This window comes from Microbacterium sp. SORGH_AS_0888 (genome assembly GCF_030818905.1).
In the GTDB taxonomy this organism is placed as follows: Bacteria; Actinomycetota; Actinomycetes; order Actinomycetales; family Microbacteriaceae; genus Microbacterium.
Genome location: NZ_JAUTAZ010000001.1, coordinates 989,814 through 1,010,567, shown reverse-complemented (window position 1 = coordinate 1,010,567; position 20,754 = coordinate 989,814). Strand labels below are relative to the sequence as shown.

Annotated in this window: 20 protein-coding genes; 8 read left to right on the top strand and 12 right to left on the bottom strand. The window is 70.5% G+C overall.

Annotation, left to right across the window (positions count from 1 at the left end; genetic code table 11):
* The first annotated feature begins 1 nt into the window (after window position 1).
* From ctaD to QE381_RS05000, 3 genes are read left to right on the top strand one after another with little or no spacing between them, the layout of a single operon-like run.
* The gene (gene ctaD, locus QE381_RS05010; RefSeq protein ID WP_307216018.1) at window positions 2–1,759 is read left to right on the top strand and encodes a cytochrome c oxidase subunit I; all 1,758 of its coding nucleotides are present in this window, start codon (window positions 2–4) and stop codon (window positions 1,757–1,759) included.
* Window positions 1,760–1,762: 3 nt separating this feature from the next.
* Window positions 1,763–2,197, top strand: coding sequence for a cytochrome c oxidase subunit 4 (locus QE381_RS05005; RefSeq protein WP_307216016.1), 435 nt, complete (start codon window positions 1,763–1,765; stop codon window positions 2,195–2,197).
* 5 nt (window positions 2,198–2,202) lie between these two features.
* On the top strand, window positions 2,203–3,000 hold the full coding sequence (locus QE381_RS05000; RefSeq protein WP_307216014.1) for a PP2C family serine/threonine-protein phosphatase: 798 nt from the start codon (window positions 2,203–2,205) through the stop codon (window positions 2,998–3,000).
* A 9-nt stretch (window positions 3,001–3,009) separates the two neighbouring features.
* On the opposite strand, the gene hpxO is transcribed toward QE381_RS05000, so the two are convergent.
* From hpxO to QE381_RS04975, 5 genes are all read right to left on the bottom strand, one after another.
* Window positions 3,010–4,191, bottom strand: coding sequence for an FAD-dependent urate hydroxylase HpxO (gene hpxO / locus QE381_RS04995; RefSeq protein WP_307216013.1), 1,182 nt, complete (start codon window positions 4,189–4,191; stop codon window positions 3,010–3,012).
* A gap of 101 nt (window positions 4,192–4,292) precedes the next feature.
* Window positions 4,293–6,101, bottom strand: coding sequence for a cytochrome bc complex cytochrome b subunit (locus QE381_RS04990; protein WP_307216011.1), 1,809 nt, complete (start codon window positions 6,099–6,101; stop codon window positions 4,293–4,295).
* Window positions 6,098–7,156 (bottom strand): ubiquinol-cytochrome c reductase iron-sulfur subunit, encoded by a 1,059-nt coding sequence (locus tag QE381_RS04985; protein WP_307216009.1) that lies wholly within the window; start codon window positions 7,154–7,156, stop codon window positions 6,098–6,100. Before QE381_RS04985 ends, QE381_RS04990 begins: the two co-directional genes overlap by 4 nt.
* 40 nt (window positions 7,157–7,196) lie before the next feature.
* Window positions 7,197–7,997 (bottom strand): c-type cytochrome, encoded by an 801-nt coding sequence (locus tag QE381_RS04980; protein WP_307216007.1) that lies wholly within the window; start codon window positions 7,995–7,997, stop codon window positions 7,197–7,199.
* 13 nt (window positions 7,998–8,010) lie between these two features.
* Window positions 8,011–8,607, bottom strand: a complete 597-nt coding sequence (locus QE381_RS04975) for a heme-copper oxidase subunit III (RefSeq protein ID WP_307216005.1) — start codon at window positions 8,605–8,607, stop codon at window positions 8,011–8,013.
* A gap of 129 nt (window positions 8,608–8,736) precedes the next feature.
* Here QE381_RS04975 and trpD point away from each other — a divergent pair, with 129 nt between their 5' ends.
* Window positions 8,737–9,798 carry an anthranilate phosphoribosyltransferase gene (gene trpD, locus QE381_RS04970; RefSeq protein ID WP_307216003.1) on the top strand — a complete coding sequence of 354 codons (1,062 nt, stop codon included), beginning with the start codon at window positions 8,737–8,739 and terminating at the stop codon, window positions 9,796–9,798.
* A gap of 9 nt (window positions 9,799–9,807) precedes the next feature.
* Here trpD and QE381_RS04965 read toward each other — a convergent pair whose 3' ends face one another.
* From QE381_RS04965 to QE381_RS04950, 4 genes are read right to left on the bottom strand one after another with little or no spacing between them, the layout of a single operon-like run.
* The gene (locus tag QE381_RS04965) at window positions 9,808–10,731 is read right to left on the bottom strand and encodes a 5'-3' exonuclease (RefSeq protein ID WP_307216001.1); all 924 of its coding nucleotides are present in this window, start codon (window positions 10,729–10,731) and stop codon (window positions 9,808–9,810) included.
* 30 nt (window positions 10,732–10,761) lie between these two features.
* Window positions 10,762–11,268, bottom strand: coding sequence for a hypothetical protein (locus QE381_RS04960; protein WP_307215999.1), 507 nt, complete (start codon window positions 11,266–11,268; stop codon window positions 10,762–10,764).
* Window positions 11,269–11,272: 4 nt separating this feature from the next.
* Window positions 11,273–13,321 (bottom strand): primary-amine oxidase, encoded by a 2,049-nt coding sequence (locus tag QE381_RS04955; protein WP_307215998.1) that lies wholly within the window; start codon window positions 13,319–13,321, stop codon window positions 11,273–11,275.
* A 37-nt stretch (window positions 13,322–13,358) separates the two neighbouring features.
* Complete coding sequence (locus QE381_RS04950; protein WP_307215997.1) at window positions 13,359–14,834, bottom strand: APC family permease; 1,476 nt, start codon at window positions 14,832–14,834, stop codon at window positions 13,359–13,361.
* Between the two features lie 217 nt (window positions 14,835–15,051).
* Here QE381_RS04950 and QE381_RS04945 point away from each other — a divergent pair, with 217 nt between their 5' ends.
* From QE381_RS04945 to QE381_RS04930, 4 genes are all read left to right on the top strand, one after another.
* A complete protein-coding gene (locus QE381_RS04945) occupies window positions 15,052–16,548 on the top strand; it encodes an APC family permease (protein WP_307215996.1) in 1,497 nt (498 codons plus the stop codon).
* 74 nt (window positions 16,549–16,622) lie between these two features.
* Complete coding sequence (locus QE381_RS04940) at window positions 16,623–17,249, top strand: helix-turn-helix domain-containing protein (protein ID WP_307215994.1); 627 nt, start codon at window positions 16,623–16,625, stop codon at window positions 17,247–17,249.
* Window positions 17,250–17,292: 43 nt separating this feature from the next.
* Complete coding sequence (locus QE381_RS04935; RefSeq protein ID WP_307215993.1) at window positions 17,293–17,886, top strand: nucleoside deaminase; 594 nt, start codon at window positions 17,293–17,295, stop codon at window positions 17,884–17,886.
* Between the two features lie 187 nt (window positions 17,887–18,073).
* The gene (locus tag QE381_RS04930; RefSeq protein ID WP_307215992.1) at window positions 18,074–18,430 is read left to right on the top strand and encodes a TraR/DksA C4-type zinc finger protein; all 357 of its coding nucleotides are present in this window, start codon (window positions 18,074–18,076) and stop codon (window positions 18,428–18,430) included.
* 15 nt (window positions 18,431–18,445) lie between these two features.
* Here the strand turns inward: QE381_RS04930 and QE381_RS04925 are convergent, their stop codons facing one another.
* From QE381_RS04925 to QE381_RS04915, 3 genes are read right to left on the bottom strand one after another with little or no spacing between them, the layout of a single operon-like run.
* Window positions 18,446–19,498 (bottom strand): aromatic acid exporter family protein, encoded by a 1,053-nt coding sequence (locus QE381_RS04925; protein ID WP_307215990.1) that lies wholly within the window; start codon window positions 19,496–19,498, stop codon window positions 18,446–18,448.
* A 6-nt stretch (window positions 19,499–19,504) separates the two neighbouring features.
* Window positions 19,505–19,984 carry a hypothetical protein gene (locus tag QE381_RS04920; RefSeq protein WP_307215988.1) on the bottom strand — a complete coding sequence of 160 codons (480 nt, stop codon included), beginning with the start codon at window positions 19,982–19,984 and terminating at the stop codon, window positions 19,505–19,507.
* 9 nt (window positions 19,985–19,993) lie between these two features.
* Window positions 19,994–20,668, bottom strand: a complete 675-nt coding sequence (locus QE381_RS04915; RefSeq protein WP_307215986.1) for an LON peptidase substrate-binding domain-containing protein — start codon at window positions 20,666–20,668, stop codon at window positions 19,994–19,996.
* Between the last annotated feature and the right edge of the window lie 86 nt (window positions 20,669–20,754).

Here is a 20,754-nt window from a genome sequence, read left to right as displayed (position 1 = left end):
CATGGCGACGACACTTCCGCTGCAGGAGCACGGTCAGGCCCGTACCCTGCCGCCGCGCCAGGCAGCTCTGCTGACCACCTCCCGGGTGGAGCAGAAGGGCAACATCATCGTCAAGTGGATCACCTCCACTGACCACAAGACCATCGGGTACATGTACCTGATCGCCTCGTTCCTGTTCTTCCTGCTCGGCGGCGTGATGGCGCTCCTGATCCGCGCGGAGCTCTTCGAGCCCGGCATGCAGATCATCCCGACGAAGGAGCAGTACAACCAGCTGTTCACGATGCACGGCACGATCATGCTGCTGATGTTCGCGACGCCGCTGTTCGCGGGCTTCGCGAACGCGATCCTGCCGCTGCAGCTGGGTGCCCCCGACGTCGCCTTCCCGCGTCTGAACGCTTTCGCCTTCTGGCTGTTCCTCTTCGGCTCGATCATCGCGGTCGCGGGCTTCCTCACCCCGGCCGGCGCGGCGTCCTTCGGATGGTTCGCGTATCAGCCGCTCGCGAGCTCCTCGTTCACGCCCGGGGTCGGCGGGAACCTCTGGATGGTCGGCCTGGGCATCAGCGGCTTCGGAACGATCTTCGGTGCCGTGAACTTCATCACGACGATCATCACGATGCGCGCTCCCGGCATGACCATGTGGCGGATGCCGATCTTCTCCTGGAACACGCTGATCACCAGCATCCTGGTGCTCATCGCGTTCCCCGTTCTGGCCGCCGCCATGCTGGCCGCCGCGGCGGACCGCATCCTCGGCGCGCACATCTACGACCCGCACAACGGCGGTGTCCTCCTCTGGCAGCACCTGTTCTGGTTCTTCGGCCACCCCGAGGTGTACATCATCGCCCTGCCCTTCTTCGGCATCGTGTCGGAGATCTTCCCGGTCTTCAGCCGCAAGCCGATCTTCGGCTACAAGACGCTCGTGTACGCGACGATCTCGATCGCGGTCCTGTCGGTGGCCGTCTGGGCGCACCACATGTACGTCACGGGATCGGTGCTGCTGCCGTTCTTCGCCTTCATGACGATGCTGATCGCGGTGCCCACGGGCGTGAAGATCTTCAACTGGATCGGAACCATGTGGCGGGGCTCGGTGACGTTCGAGACGCCGATCGTGTTCTCGCTCGGGTTCCTCGTCTCGTTCGTCTTCGGCGGCCTGACCGGTGTCATCCTGGCTTCGCCGGCGCTCGACTTCGCTCTGTCGGACTCGTACTTCGTGGTCGCGCACTTCCACTACGTGGTCTTCGGAACCGTCGTGTTCGCGATGTTCGCCGGCTTCTACTTCTGGTGGCCGAAGTGGACCGGCAAGATGCTCAACGAGCGTCTGGGCTACGTGCACTTCTGGCTGCTGTTCATCGGCTTCCACATGACGTTCCTGATCCAGCACTGGCTGGGTGTCGACGGCATGCCCCGCCGGTACGCCGACTACTCGACGTTCGACAACTGGACCTGGGAGAACCAGGTGTCCACGATCGGCTCGATGGTCCTCGCGGTCTCGATGATCCCGTTCATGCTGAACGTCTGGATCACCGCGCGCAAGGCGCCCAAGGTCACGGTCAACGACCCCTGGGGCTACGGCGGCTCGCTCGAGTGGGCGACCAGCTGCCCGCCGCCGCGTCACAACTTCACGTCCATCCCGCGCATCCGCAGCGAGCGCCCCGCGTTCGATCTGAACCACCCCGAGGCCGCCCTCACTGTGGGGGTGGGTCCGGCCAAGGACGCCCCCGATGCCCCGGTCGCCGACGTCGCCGACGGAGAGGTCAAGTAAGACATGCGGAGCAACATCGTCCTGTGGTGGATCCTGGTCGGGTTCTTCCTCTTCATCGACGTCGTCTACACGGGCTGGAACATCCTCGCCCACCCCGACGTCCCGTGGCAGCAGGCCATCGAATGGGTGGGCTCCGTCGCCTTGCTCTTCGGCGCCTTCATGTCGCTCATGATCGGGTTCTACGTCTCCCGCGTGCACAAGGCCCAGGGCGGTGAGCTGCCCGAGGACCGCCTCACGGCGGACATCGACGACGGCGACCCCGAGGTGGGCGAGTTCAGCCCGTGGTCGTGGTGGCCGCTCGTGCTCGCGTTCTCGGTCGCGATCGGTGCGATCGGGCTGGCGGTGGGCACCTGGATGATGCCGATCGGTCTCGGCGTCTTCGCGGTGGCCATCGTCGGCTGGGTGTTCGAGTACTACCGCGGGTACTTCGCGCGCTGAGCTCCATGACCCTACGGCTGACTGCGGCCGCGTCCTCTGAGACGGGCTCTTATCGAGCCTCGAACCAGGACGCGGCCTTCACCGCGGGCTGGGGAGCCGCGGTGGCGGACGGCGTCGGGGGCGGTCCCTCTGGTGACCTGGCCTCCGCGACGCTGGTGCACCGGCTGGTCGCGGGCGGTCTCCGCCTCGCGGATCGCGACGACCTGATCGAACGCATCCGCGAGGCCAACTGGGACATCGGCGCGCAGGTGCGCCGCGACCCCGCTCTGCAGGGCATGGCGACGACCTTCACGGGACTGTTCACCACGATCCGCGGCAGCATGCTGCTTGCGCACTCCGGCGACTCTCGCGCATACCGGCTGCGTCACGCCGAGCTCCAGCGCCAGACCCGCGACGACTCGTACGTGCAGGCGCTCGTGGACCGAGGGCTTCTCGCCCCCGCCGCTGCGGCGTCGCACCCTCGGCGCAACATCATCACCGCGTCCTTGGGCGGCGGGGAGAGCGATGTGGTGTCGGTCTTCGAGCCCGACGCGCAGCCGGGCGACCGCTGGATGCTCTGCAGCGACGGCGTGAGCGACTATCTGGACGACGAGGAGATCGGTCTGCAGCTGCTGCGCCACCGCAGCCCGCGCGATGCCGCCGCGGCGCTCGTGCGCGAGGCGCTCGAGGCCGGCTCTCGCGACAACGTCACCGCGATCGTGTGCGACGTGCGCGAGGGTGAGGCGGATGTCGCCGAGTCGCCCTCGTTCTGGGGCTCGGCCCGCGAGCGTTTCCAGGAGGACCTGGAGATCGGCGCCTCCTGAGGCCGCCGCTCAGACGAGGAGCCCGCCCCCGAGGTTGACCGGGCTGTCGACGATGTTGCCGACGATGCCGCGGATGACGTTCTCGCCCGTCTCGTGGCGGAGCCCCTCGTACCACTGCGCCGTGACGTCCGGGTCGAAGCCGTGCGTCTCGTGGGAGCGCTTACGGGCGCGCAGCACCAGGTCGCCGGCCCGGTCGGCGCGGGCGCGCTGGTAGCGGAGCAGGGCGTCCTCGGGACCGAGATCGTTCAGCGCGAACGTCAGTCCCAGCACGAAGCTGTCCTCCAGCGCGGAGCAGGCGCCCTGACCGATGTCGGGCGCGGTGTTGTGCGCGGCGTCGCCCAGGATGGCTACGCGGCCGCGCACCCATGTGTCGAGGGGATCGAGGTCCCAGATCTCGACGCGGTTCAGCGAGGTCTTCGGGTCGATCGCGTCGAGGAGGCGCTGCACGCCCTCCGTCCAGCCCGCGAACGCCTCGCGCAGCGGAGCGGCTCCGTCGGCGCGGTCGTAGGGGAGTCCGGCCGGCTGCGGCACGTCGAAGAAGAAGTAGAACCGACCGCCCGCGACGGGCATGACGGACACGCGCTTGCCGTCCGCGACGTAGGTCGTCCACTGGTCGGCGGGGCCGACGCGTTCGTCGATCGGCACGAGACCGTTGAAGTTGGTGTACCCCGAGTAGGTGCGCTCGACCTGCTGGCCGAGCACGTGCGCGCGCGTGAGCGACCGTGCGCCGTCGGCGCCGATCAGGACGTCGCCGGTGTCCGTCTCGCCGTTCTCGAAGGTGACACGCACGCTCTCGTCGTCCTGGTCGACGGCGACGACACGCATCCCGAGACGGATGTCGTCGAGCCCGAAGCGTTCCATCAGCAGCGCCTGGAGGTCGGCACGGGCGACGGGGTAGGGGCGCTGACCGGTCTGGGTGGTCACCGGCTCGAGGCTGAAGCGGCAGAGCGTCTCGCCCGTGTGACCGTCGGTGTAGGCCATCGTCTCCATGCGGCCGCCGAGCTCGGCGACCTCGTCGCGCAGGCCGAGCCAGTTGAGCACCTTGACGCCGTTGGGCCATAACGAGAGAGCGGCGCCGACGGGCTTGTTCTCGCGGATCTGGTCGTAGATGACGACCTCGTGTCCGAGTCGCTGGAGCGCGATGCCCGCGCTCGTGCCGCCGATGCCTGCTCCGATGATGATGAAACGCACGTGATCACGCTATCCGGCCGCTGTCACGGGAGTGTTACAGGCGGGCAGACGACGAAGCGGGGCGGCGTCCCGGAGGATGCCGCCCCGCTTCGAGGAGGGGATCAGGCCGACGGCGAGCCGTCGTCCTTGGGCTTGTTGACCTCGTCCAACGGCGCGGGCGAGGGGAAGTCGGCCGCGATGCGTCCACCCACCTCGTTGACGGGCTCGCCGTCCTCGATCGCACGCTGCTCGGCTGCGGAGATCTCGGCCGACTCCTCGGCATCCATGTGATCCAGCGTGTGGTGCTGGTGCGCCACGGCCTCGTCGATCTCGGCCTGGGTGAGCGGGGTCAGCCGGTCCTCGAAGAACCAGCGCGACAGCGAGGAACGGAAGTTCTCGTGCCACGGGATTCGCCCCTGCGCGTTCGGGCGCACGACGAGCGGCTCGTTCGTCTCGTAGTCCACGAGCTTCCAGCGCTCGTACTCGTCGACGGGCTGGTGCACCTCGATGTACTCGCCACCCGGAAGGCGGACGATGCGGCCCGACTCGTAGCCGTGCAGGGCGATCTCACGGTCCTTCTTCTGCAGGGCGATGCAGATGCGCTTCGTCACGAAGTAGGAGAGCACCGGCCCCAGGATGAGCGAGATCTGGAGGAAGTGGATGACACCCTCCATCGACAGCATGAAGTGGGTGGCGATGATGTCCGACGAGGCCGCCGCCCACAGGACCGCGTAGAACGTGACGCCCGCGGCGCCGATGGCCGTGCGGGTCGCCGCGTTGCGCGGGCGCTGGGCGATGTGGTGCTCGCGCTTGTCGCCGGTGATCCACGCCTCGATGAAGGGGTAGACGGCGACGAGCAGGATGAAGAGCACCAGCACGCCGAGGGGCAGGATGATGTTCCACGACCAGGTGTGGTCCCAGAAGACCGACTCCAGGTGCGGCGGGACGAGGCGGAGAGCACCGTCGGCGAACCCGATGTACCAGTCCGGCTGGGTGCCGGCGGACACGGGGGAGGGGTCGTACGGGCCGTAGTTCCAGATCGGGTTGATCGTCACGAGCGAGGCGATCAGGACGATCACGCCGAAGGTGATGAAGAAGAACCCGCCCATCTTGGAGGCGTACACCGGCAGCATCGGGTAGCCCACCACGTTGCTGTTCGTGCGGGCGGGCCCGGCGAACTGGGTGTGCTTGTTGATGATCATGAGCACGAGGTGCAGCGCCAGCAGGGCGACCAGGATCGCGGGCAGCAGCAGGATGTGCAGCGTGTACAGGCGGCCCACGATGGAGTGCCCGGGGAACTCCCCGCCGAACAGCAGGAACGAGGTCCACGTTCCGATCAGGGGGATGCCCTTGATCATGCCGTCGATGATGCGCAGACCGTTGCCGGAGAGAAGGTCGTCGGGCAGCGAGTATCCGGTGAAGCCCTCGCCCATCGCCAGCACGAACAGCACGAAGCCGATGACCCAGTTGAGCTCTCGCGGCTTGCGGAACGCGCCGGTGAAGAAGACGCGCAGCATGTGCACGCCGATGCCGGCGACGAACGTCAGCGCCGCCCAGTGGTGGATCTGACGGACGAGCAGGCCGCCACGCAGGTCGAACGAGATGTGCAGCGTCGAGTCGAGCGCGGCCGACATCGCGACACCGCGCATGAGCGGGTACGAGCCGTTGTAGTGGGTCTCGACCATCGACGCCTGGAAGAAGAACGTCAGGAAGGTGCCCGACAGGAGCACGACCACGAAGCTCCACAGAGCGATCTCGCCGAGCATGAACGACCAGTGGTCGGGGAAGATCTTGCGGCCGAGCTCCTTGACGAGACCGGAGACGCTCGTGCGCTCATCGATGTAGTTCGCCGCAGCGCCGACGAACCGACCGCCCAGAGGCTTTTCCTTGGCGGCAGCCCGGGGCTCGGAGGTGACGGTGGCGGTGCTCAATGACGCTCCCAGAAGCTCGGGCCGACGGGTTCGGTGAAGTCGCTCCGGGCCACGAGGTAGCCCTCGGAGTCGACCGTGATGGGCAGCTGCGGCAGCGGCCGTGCGGCCGGGCCGAAGATGACCTTGGCGCCGTCGGCCACGTCGAACTGCGACTGGTGGCAGGGGCACAGCAGGTGGTGGGTGAGCTGCTCGTACAGTGCGACGGGGCAGCCGACGTGCGTGCAGACCTTCGAGTAGGCGACGATCCCGTCGTAGGACCACGACTTGCGGTCCTCCGCCTCGATGAGCTGCTCCTCCGGGAGGCGCATCAGCAGGACGATGGCCTTGGCCTTCTGATCGAGGTAGCCCTCGTCGTGCGAGAGCTTCGAGAGCTCCTCCGGGATGACGTGGAAGGCGGATCCGAGCGTGACCTCGGACGCCTTGATCGGGCGGCCGCTCGGGTCGTGGGCGAGCCGCATCCCCTGCTTCCACATGGTGTGGCTGAGCAGCTCGACGGGGTTCTCGTCCTGCGGCGCGAGCCCGCGGAAGAGGACGACGCCGGGGACGACGGAGGCGAGGACGGCGGCGAACAGCGAGTTGCGGATCATCGTGCGCCGTCCGAAGCCGGACTCCTCGTTCGCGGCGGCGAACGCGGCGACGGCACCCTCGCGGGTCGTGTCGCGGCCGCGCGTGGCGTGACGGGGCTCGATGTGCTCCTTGTCGGCCATGATCGCCTTCGACCAGTGGATCGCGCCGATGCCGATCGCGAGGAGCGCGAAGGCGATCCCGAGCCCCACGAACATGTTGTTGTGGTGGATCGAGACCAGCTGGCCGTCCTCGATCGGGAAGACCATGTAGGCGACGACGGCCCAGATGGAGCCCGCGACCGAGAGGTAGAACAGCGTGTAGACGGTGCGCACCGCCCGCGCCATGATGGCCGGATCCTTGTCGGTCATCCGCTCACGGTGCGGGGGAAGGCCGGGGCCTTGCACCGGGTCGGGCGTCGACACGGCAAGACCGCTGGACGGCTTCCAGGAAGCCCTGTCGTGCTGCAGCGCGTCTTCCTCGTGTGCCATGGTGCTCCTCGTGCGTTCCGTTACGTGCGTCGGGTATCGGTCAGTTCGACTTCGCGGTGATCCACACCGTGATGGCGATCAGCGTTCCGATACCGAAGATCCAGATGAACAGGCCCTCCGACACGGGACCCAGGGAGCCGAGCGAGTACCCGCCGGGCGACTCGTTCTGCTGCATCCACAGCAGCGCCGAGATGATGTCGCGCTTGTCCTCCGGCGTCAGGTTCATGTTGTTGAACACCGGCATGTTCTGCGGGCCCGTGACCATGGCGGCGTACATGTTCAGCGCCGTCGTGGTGTGCAGGTTCGGGGCGTACTTGCCCTCCGTGAGCGCACCGCCCGCGCCGGCGACGTTGTGGCACATGGCGCAGTTGATGCGGAAGAGCTCGGCGCCCGCGGCCACATCGCCCTTGCCGTCGGTGATCTCGGCGTCCGGGTAGGTCGGGCCGGGGGCCACGGACTGGACGTAGGCGGCGATGGCCTGGATCTGGTCGTCCGTGAACTGGACCGGCTTCTGCGGGGCCTGCGGCGACTGGGCCTGCAGCGGCATCCGGCCGGTCGAGACCTGGAAGTGGACCGAGAGCTCGCCGACGCCATACAGCGAGGGGCCGTTCTGGGTTCCCTGGAGGTCGAGGCCGTGACAGGTGGCGCAGTTGGCCTGGAAGAGCTTCTGGCCGTCCTCGACCGTGAGGGTCGAGGCGGTCGGGGTCTCGTTGGTCGCGGCCATCGCGGCCGTGGCGCCGGCGTAGATGCCGCCCGTGATGAGCAGACCGATGCCGATGAGGGCGGCGGCGGCGAGCGGGCTGCGGCGACCGGATCGCGTACGCGAGGAATGACGTGCCATGGGGAATCCGGTCCTAACGCAGGAAGTAGATGACGAGGAACAGGGCGATCCAGACGACGTCGACGAAGTGCCAGTAGTACGACACCACGATCGAGGTCGTCATCTCCTTGCGGCCGAAGTTCTTGACCGCGAAGGCGCGCCCGATGACGAGGGTGAAGGCGACGAGTCCGCCCGTGACGTGGAGGGCGTGGAAGCCGGTGGTCAGGTAGAACGCGGAGGCGTACGAGTTCGCGCTGATGGGCATGCCCTCGGCGACGAGCGAGGCGTACTCCCAGACCTGGCCGGTGACGAAGACGGCTCCGAGAGCGAAGGTGAGGAAGAACCAGCCGGTCATGCCCCACTTCAGCGGGCTGCGCCCGGTGCGGTACGGCTGGAAGCGCTCGGCGGCGAACACACCCATCTGGCAGGTGATGCTCGAGAGCACGAGGATGATCGTGTTCACCGTCGCGAACGGCACGTTGAGCTTGGCCGACTGCTCGGCCCACAACTCCGGCGAGGTGCTGCGCAGCGTGAAGTAGATCGCGAACAGGCCGGCGAAGAACATGACTTCACTGCCGAGCCAGACGATCGTGCCGACCGCGACCGGATCCGGTCGCTTCACCGTGCGCATGGCTTGGGGATACGTCGCTGGGCTCGTCACACATTCATTATGGCTGATAGTTGCCTGTGCTTCTTGCATCCGGGAACCGTGCGAGGTCTGCGGAGCGCCCGTGAGGGCCGGATCGATAGGATCGTGCTCATGGTGGATCTGCACAGCTGGCCGTCGATTCTCACCGATCTGCTGGGCGGAGACGACCTCAGCGTGTCGGCGTCGACGTGGGCGATGCGTCAGGTCATGGCGGGCGACGCGACGCCCTCCCAGCTGGCCGGCTTCCTGGTGGCCCTGCGCGCGAAGGGGGAGACCGTCGACGAGATCGTCGGCTTCCGCGACGCGATCCTCGAGGCGGCGCTGCCGCTGCCGGTCACGGCGGACGTGCTCGACATCGTGGGAACCGGTGGCGACCGCTTCGGGACCGTCAACATCTCGTCGATGTCGGCCATCGTGGCCGCGTCCGCCGGCGTCCCGGTCGTCAAGCACGGCAACAAGGCCGCGAGCTCGTCCTCCGGGTCCTCGGACGTCCTGCGGGAGCTGGGCATCGAGCTGGCGCTGTCGCCCGACGCCGTCGCCGAGACGCTCGCCCGCACCGGCATCACCTTCGCGTTCGCATCGGCGTTCCACCCGGGGTTCCGTCACGCCGCGGCGACCCGGGCCGAGCTCGGGGTGCCGACCGTGTTCAACTTCCTCGGTCCGCTGTGCAACCCGGCGCGCGCCGAGGCCAACGCCGTCGGCGTCGCGCAGCTCGACCGCGTGCCGCTCATCACGGGCGTCTTCCGCACGCGGGGCGCGACCGCGCTCGTGTTCCGCGGCGACGACGGTCTGGACGAGATGACGACGACCGGCCACAGCCGTGTCTGGGAGGTCTCGCTCGGCGACATCCACGAGCACGACATCGACCCGCGCGATCTGGGCCTCCCGCTCGCCCGCATCGACGACCTGATCGGGGGCGAGCCCGCGCACAACGCCGGGGTCGTGCGTCGGGTCCTCGCGGGCGAGCCGGGACCGGTGCGGGACATCGTGCTGTTGAACACGGCCGCCGGGATCGTCTCCTACCGGCTGTTCCGCGATCCGGCGCAGGCCCAGCGTCCGATCCTGGAGCGCCTGGCGGAGGGGATGGATGCCGCCGCGGCCGCGATCGATTCGGGAAGCGCCGCCGCGAAGCTCGAGCAGTGGGTCACGACGACGCAGGAGCTCTCCGCCTGAGCCGTGTCCTCAGTGCTCGGTCGCGGCATCGATCGCGGCGGTCGCGCGGGCGAACGAGGTCGCGACGCCCCACCGCTCGGTGAAGGCGTGCGACGAGGCCGGGTCCACCGGGCGGAGCCCGTCGGCCGGGACGTGGACGGGCAGATCACGGGCGACGCGCACGACCCGGGGTGCGACGGCGAGGTAGTCGGCGGCCGCGAGGACCTTCGCGCGCACGCCGGCCGACATCCCCTCGCCCGCGGACGCCGCGCGCTGGACGCCGGCGAGGTCCCCGTGCGCGGCCAGCAGCGTCGCCGCGGTCTTCTCGCCGACCCCGGGCACACCGGGCAGGCCGTCGGAGGGGTCGCCGCGCAGGGCGGCGAAGTCGGCGTACTGATCGGCGCGGACGCCGTACTTCGCGAGGACGGTGCCGGCGGTGACGACCTCGAGGTTGCTCATGCCCCGGGCCGTGTAGACGACGCGGACGGCCGCCTCGTCGTCGACGAGCTGGAACAGGTCGCGGTCGCCCGTCACGACGTCCACCGGCATGCCGGCATCGGTCGCGAGCGTTCCGATCACGTCGTCCGCCTCGTGCTCCGCGACGCCCACGACGGGGATGCCGAGCAGTCCCAGCGACTCGCGGATCAGCGGCACCTGGCGTTCGAGCGGGTCGGGCACCTCCTCGACGTCGGGGCCGGAGGCGACGACCTCGACGACGCGGTGCGTCTTGTAGGAGGGGATGAGGTCCACGCGCCACTGCGGACGCCAGTCGTCGTCCCAGCAGGCGACGACATGCGTGGGCCGATAGGTCGACACCAGCTTGGCGACGAAGTCCAGCATTCCGCGCACGGCGTTGACGGGGGTGCCGTCCGGTGCCGTGACGGACTCCGGCACGCCGTAGAAGGCGCGGAAGTACAGGGACGCGGTGTCGAGCAGCATGAGGCGTTGCGTCACGCGCTCATCCTCGCACGGTGCTGCCGGCGGTCAGAGGGTCGCTGCCGCCATGAGCAGGATCGACGCGCCCATGGCCGCGTACTGGGCACGTTCCAGAGTCGCCCTGGTGCGCAGGGCGCTCACGGCCGACCACACGGCGTAGCCGGCGCATGCCGCCAGGACGGCCGCGGCCAGCGTCGCGACCGACACCCCGTGCACGTGGCCGCCCGCGCCCGGGTGGTGTCCGCCCACGAGCATGAGCGCCGCTGTCGTCACCAGCCCGGTCGTGGTGTGCAGCGTCATCGTGCGCTCTCCGGGGTGGCGCTCGAGCCCGCGGCGGTCGCGGCGCAGCGCCGCGAGCGTCATGGCAGCCAGCAGCAGCATCCCCGCCCAGTAGACGGCGGCGACGAGGCCCGTCAGCGCCGCGTCCGCCATCGCGAGCAGCATGAGGGCGGATGCGGCGAGCTCGGGTGCCCGCACCCGCCGCCGGTCGGCCGCCAGACAGCAGGCGCCGGCCGCGGCGGGCGCGAGCGCCCACGCATGGAGGATCTCGGTCATCGTCTCAGTGGTGGTGCCCGTGCGCACCGTGCCCGTGCCCGTGCCCGTGCCCGTGCCCGTGCTCGTGCTCGTGTGCAGCGTGGTCGTGCGCACCGCGCGCATGCCCCGGGGCGCAGTGGTCCGCGGCGGGCGGCGGCACGTTCAGCGTGGGATTGCGCTCGAAGAAGTTGTACGGCTTGAGCGTGAACTTCGCGTAGTCCATCGGCATGACCGGCCAGTCCTCGTTGCGCGGGAAGTGGGTGAGCCCGAAGGTGTGCCACAGCACGACGTCCTCGCCCACGAGCGGCTCGTCGCCCGCGATGAAGGCCGGGATGCCGGCTCCGCCCGGGTGCTGGTTGACGAAGTCGCCCGCGGCGTAGCGCTCGGCCGGGTCGTACTTCGTGACGAAGAGGTTCTTCGTGGCGAACGCCGCTCGGCTCGCGATCGACGAGTCGTCGTCCGCGAGGAGCACCGGGTGGCCCTCGGGGAAGAGCACGTAGGAGGTCGGCTGCCCCATCGAGGTCGTCTTCTCCGTCGATGCGATCTGCCACACGCGGTTCACGCTGCCGTCGGCGAGGCGGCCGGAGACGGCCTCGCTCTCGATGGGCGTGACCTGCTTCGTGAACGCGTTCCCATAGGGATTGCCGGCCGAGACCGGGACCCGGACGGCGTCGATCTCGTTCACGACGTTCGCCGTGCCGTCGACGGTCATGTCCAGACGCGCCGAGAACAGGTGCTGGTGATACGGCGCGCCCAGGCCCGGCGCCACCTCGGAGGCGAACGGATACGGTGCGCCGTCGGCATCCGTCCCCGGGTACGCCGAGGTGAACAGGATGCCGGTGAGCTTGGCCTCGCACTCGATCGTGCCGTCCAGGTACAGGTACCAGAAGAAGCCGTAGTCGTAGTTGCCGACCGTCGTGAAGAAGGAGATGACGAGCCGCCGCTGGCGACGCACCTCGCTCGATCCCGTGAAGATGTCGGAGTGCTTCCACAGCGAGCCGAAGTCCTCCTCGTGCATGCACACGCCGTTGCGGACCGTGCGGGGCATGCCCAGCTCGTCGGCGAGCACCACGTCGAGGTAGGTGATCTCGCCCACGCAGTCGCAGCCCAGCTCGAGCTCGTTGGTGTAGCGGCCGAAGAGGTACTCGCCCGTGTCGAAGTAGTTCTGCCAGAACCGGTTGGGCTGCGGATCGGCGTAGGGCACGACCATCTCGCTGATCGAGCCGCGGTACATGACCGGACGCCCGGCGAAGGACAGCTGGCGCAGGATCAAGCCCTCACGGGTGTCGAAGCCGATCCGCAGATCCCACTCGCCCCATCGCACGTGCTCGTCCTCGACCGTGAAGCTCGCGCCCTCCGGCTGGGTGATCACGATCGGCTTGAGCCCCTCGAGCGGCGGGCCCTGCAGCTCGGGGTCGTCGAAGTTGCCGCTCGTGGCCGGGATGTCGAACCCGGGGGTGTCGATGATCTCGATCACGCGACGGTCGGCGACGTCGATGTAGGCCGTGAGGCCGTCGATCGGGTGCGCCCACGGGTGGTCCTTCGGGTGGTCCTGACGGAAGGCGAACGTGCGGAGGATGCGACGTCCCGACTCTGCCGGGAACCCGTAGTGGCCCGCCGAGAGCGGAACCAGCACGACATCGGCGACCGTGAGCCCGCGCGCGGCGAGCGCCGCGACCCACTCCGGGCTCGCGTTGGCGATCACGGCGACCTCCTCGAACTCGGCGTCGAGGATCGGCAGCTGACCCGCTGTGCCGTCGAGCACGGCGGCCGACACGACCGCGCCGGTCGTGATCGAGACGACGAGATCGGTCGAGGCGGTGGTGCGCATGTCGAGCAGCTGCACGCGGGCCCGCCGCTCCGGGAGCGGGCCCCCGGCCTGCCAGGCGCGCACCTCGTCCTTCGTCGGCTCCTCCAGCCCGACGTAGGCGAACCGCACGGTCTCGGTCGTCTCGGGCAGGGCGAGGACGACGGCGCGCACGGCGCGGATCTCGTCGGCCGTTAGGCTCGAGAGCGGGTGGGACGGGGCGGGCGGAGCCGAGAAGGCGGCGGGAACGGTCTCGGTGATGCTCATTCGTGTCTCTCTTTCAGGGTCCTGCGGGGGAAGGGGGTCAGCCGGCGATGGCGTCGGTGAGCTTGGCGTAGGCCGCCGGACGCCGTGCGCGGATCCATGCGGCCTGGGCGTATCCGATGAGCGGGAACACCACGACGAGGCCCAGGAGGAACCAGCTCACGCCGCCGAACGCCGGGGCGCCCGTCGCATCCGTGTCGCCCACGAGCACCGGGAAGTAGCCGACGATCAGGGCCGACGAGAGCACGAGGCCGATCGCGCCCAGCAGCGGGGCGATCACGGTGTTCCACACCCGGCGGTCCTTCTTCGTCCGGGCGAAGTACAGGATCACGGCCACGGAGGTGGCGGCCATCAGCAACGCGATCGCGAGCGTCGCGACGCCGGCGAACCACGTGAACACCTGCAGCACGGGGTCCAGCTGCAGGATCGCGAAGACCACGACCAGCACGACGGAGGTCGCCGTCTGCACGAGGGAGGACACGTGGGGGGAGAGGTGACGGTGGTGCACCGCGCCGACCCGCTCCGGCAGCACACCGGCGTTGGCCATGGAGTGCTGATAGCGCGTGATCACGTTGTGGAAGGACAGCACGCAGGCGAACATCGAGGTGATCAGCAGCACGTTCACCGTGATCTCGCCCGCGATCCCGAGGTACTGCGACACCGTGCGCAGGATGAGCGTGCCGGGGTCCTCCGCGGCCGCGGCCAGGATGCCGCCCGGCCCCCAGGCCATGACCAGACCCCACGACGCCAGCGTGTAGAAGATGCCGATGCCGATGACCGCGCCGTAGGTGGCGCGGGGGATCGTGCGGTCGGGGTCGCGCGCCTCGTCGCGGAAGATCGCGGTCGCCTCGAAGCCGATGAACGCGGCGATCGCGAGCATGAGGCCGACGCCGGGGGAGCCGCTGACGACGTTGGCGGGCTCGAAGGGGGCGAGCGAGAGCCCCTCGGCTCCGCCGCGGACGGCGACGACCGCGACCAGCAGCAGCACGATGCCCACCTCCGCCACGAGCAGGACGCCCAGGACCCTGCTCGACAGGTCGATGTGCCGGTAGCCGAGCACGCCGACGAGGGCGACGACGACGAGCGAGCAGGCCCACCACGGCAGCTCCGGTCCGCCGAGCGACTGCACGGTCACCGCCAGGATGTAGCCCACGTAGCCGTAGACCGAGACCTGGATCGTGGTGTAGGTGAGCATGGCGATCCAGGCCGCGGCGAGTCCGGAGGAGCGCCCCAGGCCGTAGCCGACATACGTGAAGAACGCCCCGGGGCGCGGCACATGTCTCGTCATCGCCGCCAGCCCCACGGCGAACAGCAGCAGGATGACCGCGCTGATGAGGTAGAGCGAGGGGAAGCCGACCCCGTTGCCCAGCAGGATGCCGAGCGGAGCCGCGCCCCCGACGACGGTGAGGGGGGAGGCCGCGGCGACCACCATGAAGACGATGGCGGTCACTCCCAGCGAGCCCTTCAGGGCGCGGGGGGAGGAGGCGGCGAGGTCGGGCGAGTCGAGTCGTGTCATGCCGGTTCCTTCGGGACGGAGGGTGGGCGGTGCATTTTCTCGAGACTCCCGCCGGGTGATTGCCCCGCGGTTCCGTCGGGGTGAAGGCTTCGCCATCGCAAACGAGACGCCGCGAGGGCCCTGTCTCATTTGGGCGTCGCGAACGTGAAACACGGATGTCGTGGGGGCGCAACCGCACCGGGCTAGCGTCGAGGAAGCACCACGGAGGACCACCCGCATGTCTGCTCTCGAACGCGCCATATCCCGCCCCGCCCCCGTCCGCGACTTCGGCGCCCGATCGCCGTTGCACGGCCTCGACCGCCGGAGCGTGGGCTTCTTCGACGTCCTCGCGCAGTCGGTCTCCGCCGTGGCGCCCTCCGCCGCCGCGACCACGGTCGTGCTGCTCGTGGCGGGGGTCTCGCCGCAGGCGACCGTGTTCGCGGTGCTGATCGCGGGCGTGCTGAGCCTCCTCGTCGCCCGCACGGTCTCGCAGTTCGCCCGGCGCCTCGGCGCGGCCGGGGCGGTCTACACCTACACCGCGCACGGGCTCGGGACCGGCGGCGCGCTCGCCGCGGGAGCGGCCATCCTGGTCGGCTACGGCGCGATCGTCGTGTTCGCACTGCTCGGCGGCGCGTACTACACGACGATCCTCCTCGGCGATCTCTGGCCCGCGCTGCACGGCACCGCGTCGCTCATCGCGGTGCTCGCCGTGGAGGCTCTGCTGCTGGTGCTCGTGCTGGTGCGCGGCATCCGGCTCTCGGCCAGGGTGGCGCTCGTCGTGGAAGCGGTCTCGGTCGCGCTGATCGTGGTGCTGCTGGTGACGCTGCTCGTGCGGATGGGGCCGATCGACGTGACGGTCCTCCTGCCGCGCGACGTCTCGCCGGCGGCGCTCGCGGCGGGCTCCGTCATCGCGCTGACGGCGTTCGTGGGCTTCGAGAGCGCCGCCACGCTCGGCGTCGAGGCGCGTTCGCCGCTGCGCACGGTGCCCAAGGCGATCGCGTGGACGGTCGTGCTGTCGGTCGTGCTCTACCTGCTCGCCGCCGTCACCCAGGTGGCCGGCTTCGACGCGATCGGGCTCGACCTCGCCGCCAGCGCATCACCGATCAACGACCTCACGCGCGCCTACGGCGTCGCGGGCTGGGGGGTGCTGGCCGACGCGGGGATCGCGGCATCCTTCCTCGCCTGCGCGATCGGGTCCACGACGGCGCTCTCGCGCGTGCTGTTCACGATGTCCCGCGACGGTGTGCTGCCGCGCCGGATCGGACGGACCCACCCGCGATGGGGGACCCCGGTCGGGGCGCTCGCGGTCGCGCTGCCGGTCGTGCTGGTGGTGCCGATCGGGTTGCTCGCCGCGGGGATGGACGTCCGCGCCGTCATGCACCTCACGATCTCGGTCGGCGCCGCCGGCTACATCACGGCCTACGTGCTGGTGTGCATCGCCGCCCCCGCGTTCCTGCGTCGGATCGGAGAGCTCACCCCCGGGGCCGCGGTCGTCTCCTGGGTCTCGGCGATCGCGCTGGCCGCGGCCCTCATCGCGTTCTTCGGCGTCGACGCCGCGAGCGGCAGCGCCGCGGTGTGGGTCGCGCTCGCGCTGGCGGCTCTCGTGGCGGCCGGCATCCGGTGGTGGATGCGCCGCGGTGGCGCCCGGACCGGACGCGTGGGATCGTACGACGAGCCCGTCGCCGCACAGGTGCTCGGGGGCGTCGCGCGGGAGGTCGATCCACGGAATGCGTGATCCGTCGGCGCCCGACGGCACCGTCCCGGCGTTGACGGCCCCGGCAGCCGCGTGCCATCCACAGCGCGCTCACGGTGCTCGAGGCGGTCGCGTCCCTCGGCGCCGGCGCGACGGCGAAGGAGGTGTCGGCGACCCTCGGGCTGCCGCGGGCGACGACCTACCGGCTCCTGAACCTGCTGGTGCAGGACGAGTACCTCGTCCGCACCCCCGATCTCTCCGGGTTCGCGCTGGGGGCCAAGGTGGTGCAGCTGGCGACCGCCGCAGTGCCCGAGCGGATGCCGAGGGCGGCCCGCTCGATCGTCGACGAGACGCGGTCCGCGCTGCGCGGCGCGGTGCACGTGGTGCGTTACCTCGACGGTCGCATGACGGTGCTCGACGCCGATCCCGACTTCCCGCTCACGGACGAGGTGCGCCTGGTCCGCGAACCCGCCCGCTCGGCGCTCGGCCGGCTTCTGCTGGTCGAGCTGGGGATCGCGGGCGCGTTCGCGGCCGCGGCGGAGGAGGACCTGCGCCGTTACGGGGCAGTGCGCCGGCTCGACGGCGACGGTCCGGGATGCGTCGCGGTGCCCGTGCGCGACGCCTCGGGGGCGCTCGCGGCGGCGGTCGCGTTCGCGGGACCGCGCCACCGTGCCGAGGAGCCGGACGCCGTGCTCGCCGTCCTCGGTCCGGCCGTGGAACGACTCGGGCCGCTGCTGACCTGAGCGGCGTAACAGGGGCGACACACACGTCGGAGAGGATGAGGGGATGACCACCCTTGCCACAGACATCCACGCCTCCCTTCCCACCTGGCTGGTGCCCGAGCTCGACACCCTGCCCGCCGTGCTGCCCACGCTCGAGGATCGGATGGACCTCGTGAACCAGCTCGCGGATCGCAACTGGCGCGAGGGCAGCGGTGGCCCCTTCGCCGCGATCGTGGTCGACTCCGCCACGGGCGAGCTGGTCTCCGCCGGCGTCAACGTCGTCCTGGCCTCCGGCATCACCTCGATGCACGCCGAGGTCACGACCCTGGGGCTCGCCCAGACGGCCCTCGGCCGCTGGGACCTCGGCGCCGAGGGTGCGGACCTGCAGCTGGTCGTCAACTGGCGGCCGTGCGTCATGTGCTACGGCGCCACGATGTGGAGCGGTGTCCGCTCGCTCGTCGTCGCGGGCGAAGGGCCGCTGCTGGAGGAGCTCACGGGATTCGACGAGGGGCCCGTCGTGGACGACTGGGCCGCCCAGTTCGAGGCCCGCGGCATCCGCGTGACCACCGGCGTACGCCACGACGAGGCCGTCGAGGTCTTCCGCGCCTACGGCGACAGCGACGCGCTCGTCTACAACGCCCGCGGCGTCGCCGAGTGAGGACCGCGGACACGCGACCGTGACCCCGCGCGCCCCCCGCGCTGCGATACTGATCTCGTGAAGACCCGTGCCCCGTTCGTCGCCCTCGGCACGACGGCCGACCGGAACGGCGGCCTCCCGCCGCTGGCGGTGACGGCGGTCGTCACGGGGGCGTGAGCGCGAGGGGCGCGGGACGGCGGATGCGTCGATGATCGACACCACGGAGTTCGAGGCGATCGTGGGCGAGCGGCGTCGGATGGCGGCGGATCGCCTCGCGGGGATCGAGGCCGATCTGGCAGCCGTGCGCGCCGCGCGGTCGGACGCGGCCGGCGCCGACGACGAGCACGACCCCGAGGGGGCGACGACGAGCGGGGAGTGGTCCCGGCTGGCGGGACTGCGTCGCCAGACGGTCGCCGAGATCGAGGAGCTCGCGCTCGCCGCCGAGCGGCTCGCCGCCGGTTCGTACGGGGTGTGCGCGGTGTGCGGCGCCGAGATCCCCGAGGGTCGGCTGCGCGCGCTGCCGGCGGCGACCCGCTGCGTCGCCTGCGCCGACCGCTCGCGCTGACCCGCGGCGGCCGGCTCAGTCGGTGCGGTCGACGCCCTCCTGGAGCCCGCGGTGGATCCGGTGGAGGTCCTCCAGGAGCGAGCCGACGAGGATCCAGTGGGTCGCCGAGGGCTGTGTGATCTGCAACGGCGTCGTGAGCGCGGGCGGCTCGTCGGGGACCGAGCCCTCGTCGACGCGGTCGAGCAGCTCGACGTCGTGGGCGGCCCGCCGCAGCTGCTCGGCGATCGCTCGCACGCTCGGCTCTTCGGCGAGGTCGGGCGCGTAGCCGTCGTACACGGTCCGGGTCATGCCGATCAGCTGCGTGATCATCGGCGTGTACAGCTCCAGCAGGCGCTGCTGGGCCGCGAGGTCGGCTCGGTGCGTGCCGCCGCGCGGGTTCAGCGTGAGCGACTCCTGAGCGGTCTCCAGCGCCGCCGCGGCCTTGTCGCGCATCGGACGCAGGAGGCGCGCGTGCAGCATGAGCTCTTCCAGGTCGGCGCGGCTGCGGGGCGTCTCGAGCCCGTCGGCGAGCCGGCGGAAGGATGCCGCGAGCTCGTCGCCGAGCGCCGTCACGGCGGCGCGGGCGGGCGCGACGGCCACGGGCGGGACGAGCGCCACATTGACGACGAACCCGATGGCGGCTCCCAGCAGCGTCTCGAGCACCCGGTCGAGCGCGTAGCCGGGGGTCGCCGGTCCGAGCGCGAGCACGAGGATGCCGCTGATGGCCATCTGGTTCGCCGTGCCCGGCGTCATCCTCGCCGCCCATGCCAGAAGGAGACCGGCGGCGGCCGCGGTGAGGATCACCCAGGTCCCGTTGCCGAACGCGATCCCGAGCAGCGAGGCGACGACGACGCCCGCGATGACGCCGACGGATCGCTCGATGGCGCGTGCGAACGACTGATTGAGACTCGGCTGCACGACCAGGAGCGCCGCGATCGCTGCGAACACCGGCACCGGTCCCTGCACCACCCAGCCGGCCACGAGCCAGGCCGCGACCGTGGCGACGGCCGACTTGACCACCTGCAGCAGCGACGAGCGCTTCGGTGCGCGGAACGCCGCCGTGACCTGCACGCCGCCCAGGCTACGCATCCGGACTCAGGGGAGGAAGCGGCGCAGCGCGGCAGCCGCCTCGGACGGGGTCGTGCCGAGGTCGTGGGCGGAGAAGACGAGGTCGTACCCGCTCGTCGCCCGCGTCTCCCGGAGGGTCTCGCGGTTCGTGTCGCGCGGCGCGTCCGACAGGAGCGCGTCGCTACGGCGGAGGCGGACGCCCAGCTCGCCGCGGGCCGTCGTGCCGATCCGGTCCACGTCGCCCCACGGAGCCGTGCCCACGCGCCCGACGTGGAGGCCGTCCGCGTCGGCGCGCAGGGTCGTGGCCCGCAGCTGACGTACGAGGCTGAACCCGCCCCCGAGCCCGAAGAGCCCGATGGCCGCGGCGCCCACGAGGAGGCTCACGAGGTTGTCGAGGTTCAAGAGCACGATCACGACGCCCATCGCCCCGATCAGCAGGCACGCGATCAGCAGCACGACGATGCGGCCGCGCGGCGCGCGGAAGCGGACGCTGTCGGGGACGGACACCCCGCCAGCCTACGCGTCGCCGGGCGGCGATTCATCGCGCAGCAGGTCTTCGAGGGCCGCGTCGACCTCGTCCGGGGCGGGCGGCGCCGTGAGGGCCGGCTCCGCCGCGATCACGAGGTCGAGGGTCCGGCGCAGGAGCTCTCCGAGCGTCGTCGCGTGCAGCAGCTCGAGGCGGTCGACCGAACCGAGCGGCGCGATGCCGGCGAGCTGCCAGGCCGCGGCGACGGGCTCGTCGCTCAGCTCGATCCCGGCGTCCCACCGGGTGTCGGCGTACTCTGCGGCGCGGGCGAGCACCCGTCGCACCGTTCCGTCGACCTCGCGCAGGAGCGGACCGAGCTCGTCCTTGAACTCGAGGTCGGGAAGCGTCTCGACCATGGCGCGCGGGTAGGGGTCGTCGGCGAGCCACTCCGTGACGCGGATACGTCGTCCGCCCGTGGTGAGCAGGCCGATGTCGCTCTCTCCCGCCGTCACGCGCACGATGCGGGCGAGCGTGCCGATGTCGTGTCGCACCTCGCCGCCCCCGGCCTCGGCACCGCGGGCGATGAGCACGACGCCGAACTCGGGCTCCTCCTCTTCGAGGAGCCGCCCGAGGAGGATGCGGTAGCGCTCCTCGAAGATCCGCAGCGGCAGCGGCATCGCCGGCAGCAGCACCGTGCTCAGGGGGAACATCGCGACCGGTCCCATTGCCCCAGTCAACCATCCCGACCGGCCGCCGGGATCACCGGGAATAGTCGAGCGGGCTGCGACGGTTTGCTCCGGAGGAGGTCACC

Coding starts and splice junctions, on each gene's coding strand:
- ctaD (WP_307216018.1), top strand. CDS start 2: ATGGCGACGACACTTCCGCTGCAGGAGCACGGTCAGGCCCGTACCCTG.
- QE381_RS05005 (WP_307216016.1), top strand. CDS start 1,763: ATGCGGAGCAACATCGTCCTGTGGTGGATCCTGGTCGGGTTCTTCCTC.
- QE381_RS05000 (WP_307216014.1), top strand. CDS start 2,203: ATGACCCTACGGCTGACTGCGGCCGCGTCCTCTGAGACGGGCTCTTAT.
- QE381_RS04985 (WP_307216009.1), bottom strand. CDS start 7,156: ATGGCACACGAGGAAGACGCGCTGCAGCACGACAGGGCTTCCTGGAAG.
- QE381_RS04980 (WP_307216007.1), bottom strand. CDS start 7,997: ATGGCACGTCATTCCTCGCGTACGCGATCCGGTCGCCGCAGCCCGCTC.
- QE381_RS04975 (WP_307216005.1), bottom strand. CDS start 8,607: ATGCGCACGGTGAAGCGACCGGATCCGGTCGCGGTCGGCACGATCGTC.
- trpD (WP_307216003.1), top strand. CDS start 8,737: ATGGTGGATCTGCACAGCTGGCCGTCGATTCTCACCGATCTGCTGGGC.
- QE381_RS04960 (WP_307215999.1), bottom strand. CDS start 11,268: ATGACCGAGATCCTCCATGCGTGGGCGCTCGCGCCCGCCGCGGCCGGC.
- QE381_RS04955 (WP_307215998.1), bottom strand. CDS start 13,321: ATGAGCATCACCGAGACCGTTCCCGCCGCCTTCTCGGCTCCGCCCGCC.
- QE381_RS04950 (WP_307215997.1), bottom strand. CDS start 14,834: ATGACACGACTCGACTCGCCCGACCTCGCCGCCTCCTCCCCCCGCGCC.
- QE381_RS04945 (WP_307215996.1), top strand. CDS start 15,052: ATGTCTGCTCTCGAACGCGCCATATCCCGCCCCGCCCCCGTCCGCGAC.
- QE381_RS04935 (WP_307215993.1), top strand. CDS start 17,293: ATGACCACCCTTGCCACAGACATCCACGCCTCCCTTCCCACCTGGCTG.
- QE381_RS04930 (WP_307215992.1), top strand. CDS start 18,074: ATGATCGACACCACGGAGTTCGAGGCGATCGTGGGCGAGCGGCGTCGG.
- QE381_RS04925 (WP_307215990.1), bottom strand. CDS start 19,498: ATGCGTAGCCTGGGCGGCGTGCAGGTCACGGCGGCGTTCCGCGCACCG.
- QE381_RS04915 (WP_307215986.1), bottom strand. CDS start 20,668: ATGGGACCGGTCGCGATGTTCCCCCTGAGCACGGTGCTGCTGCCGGCG.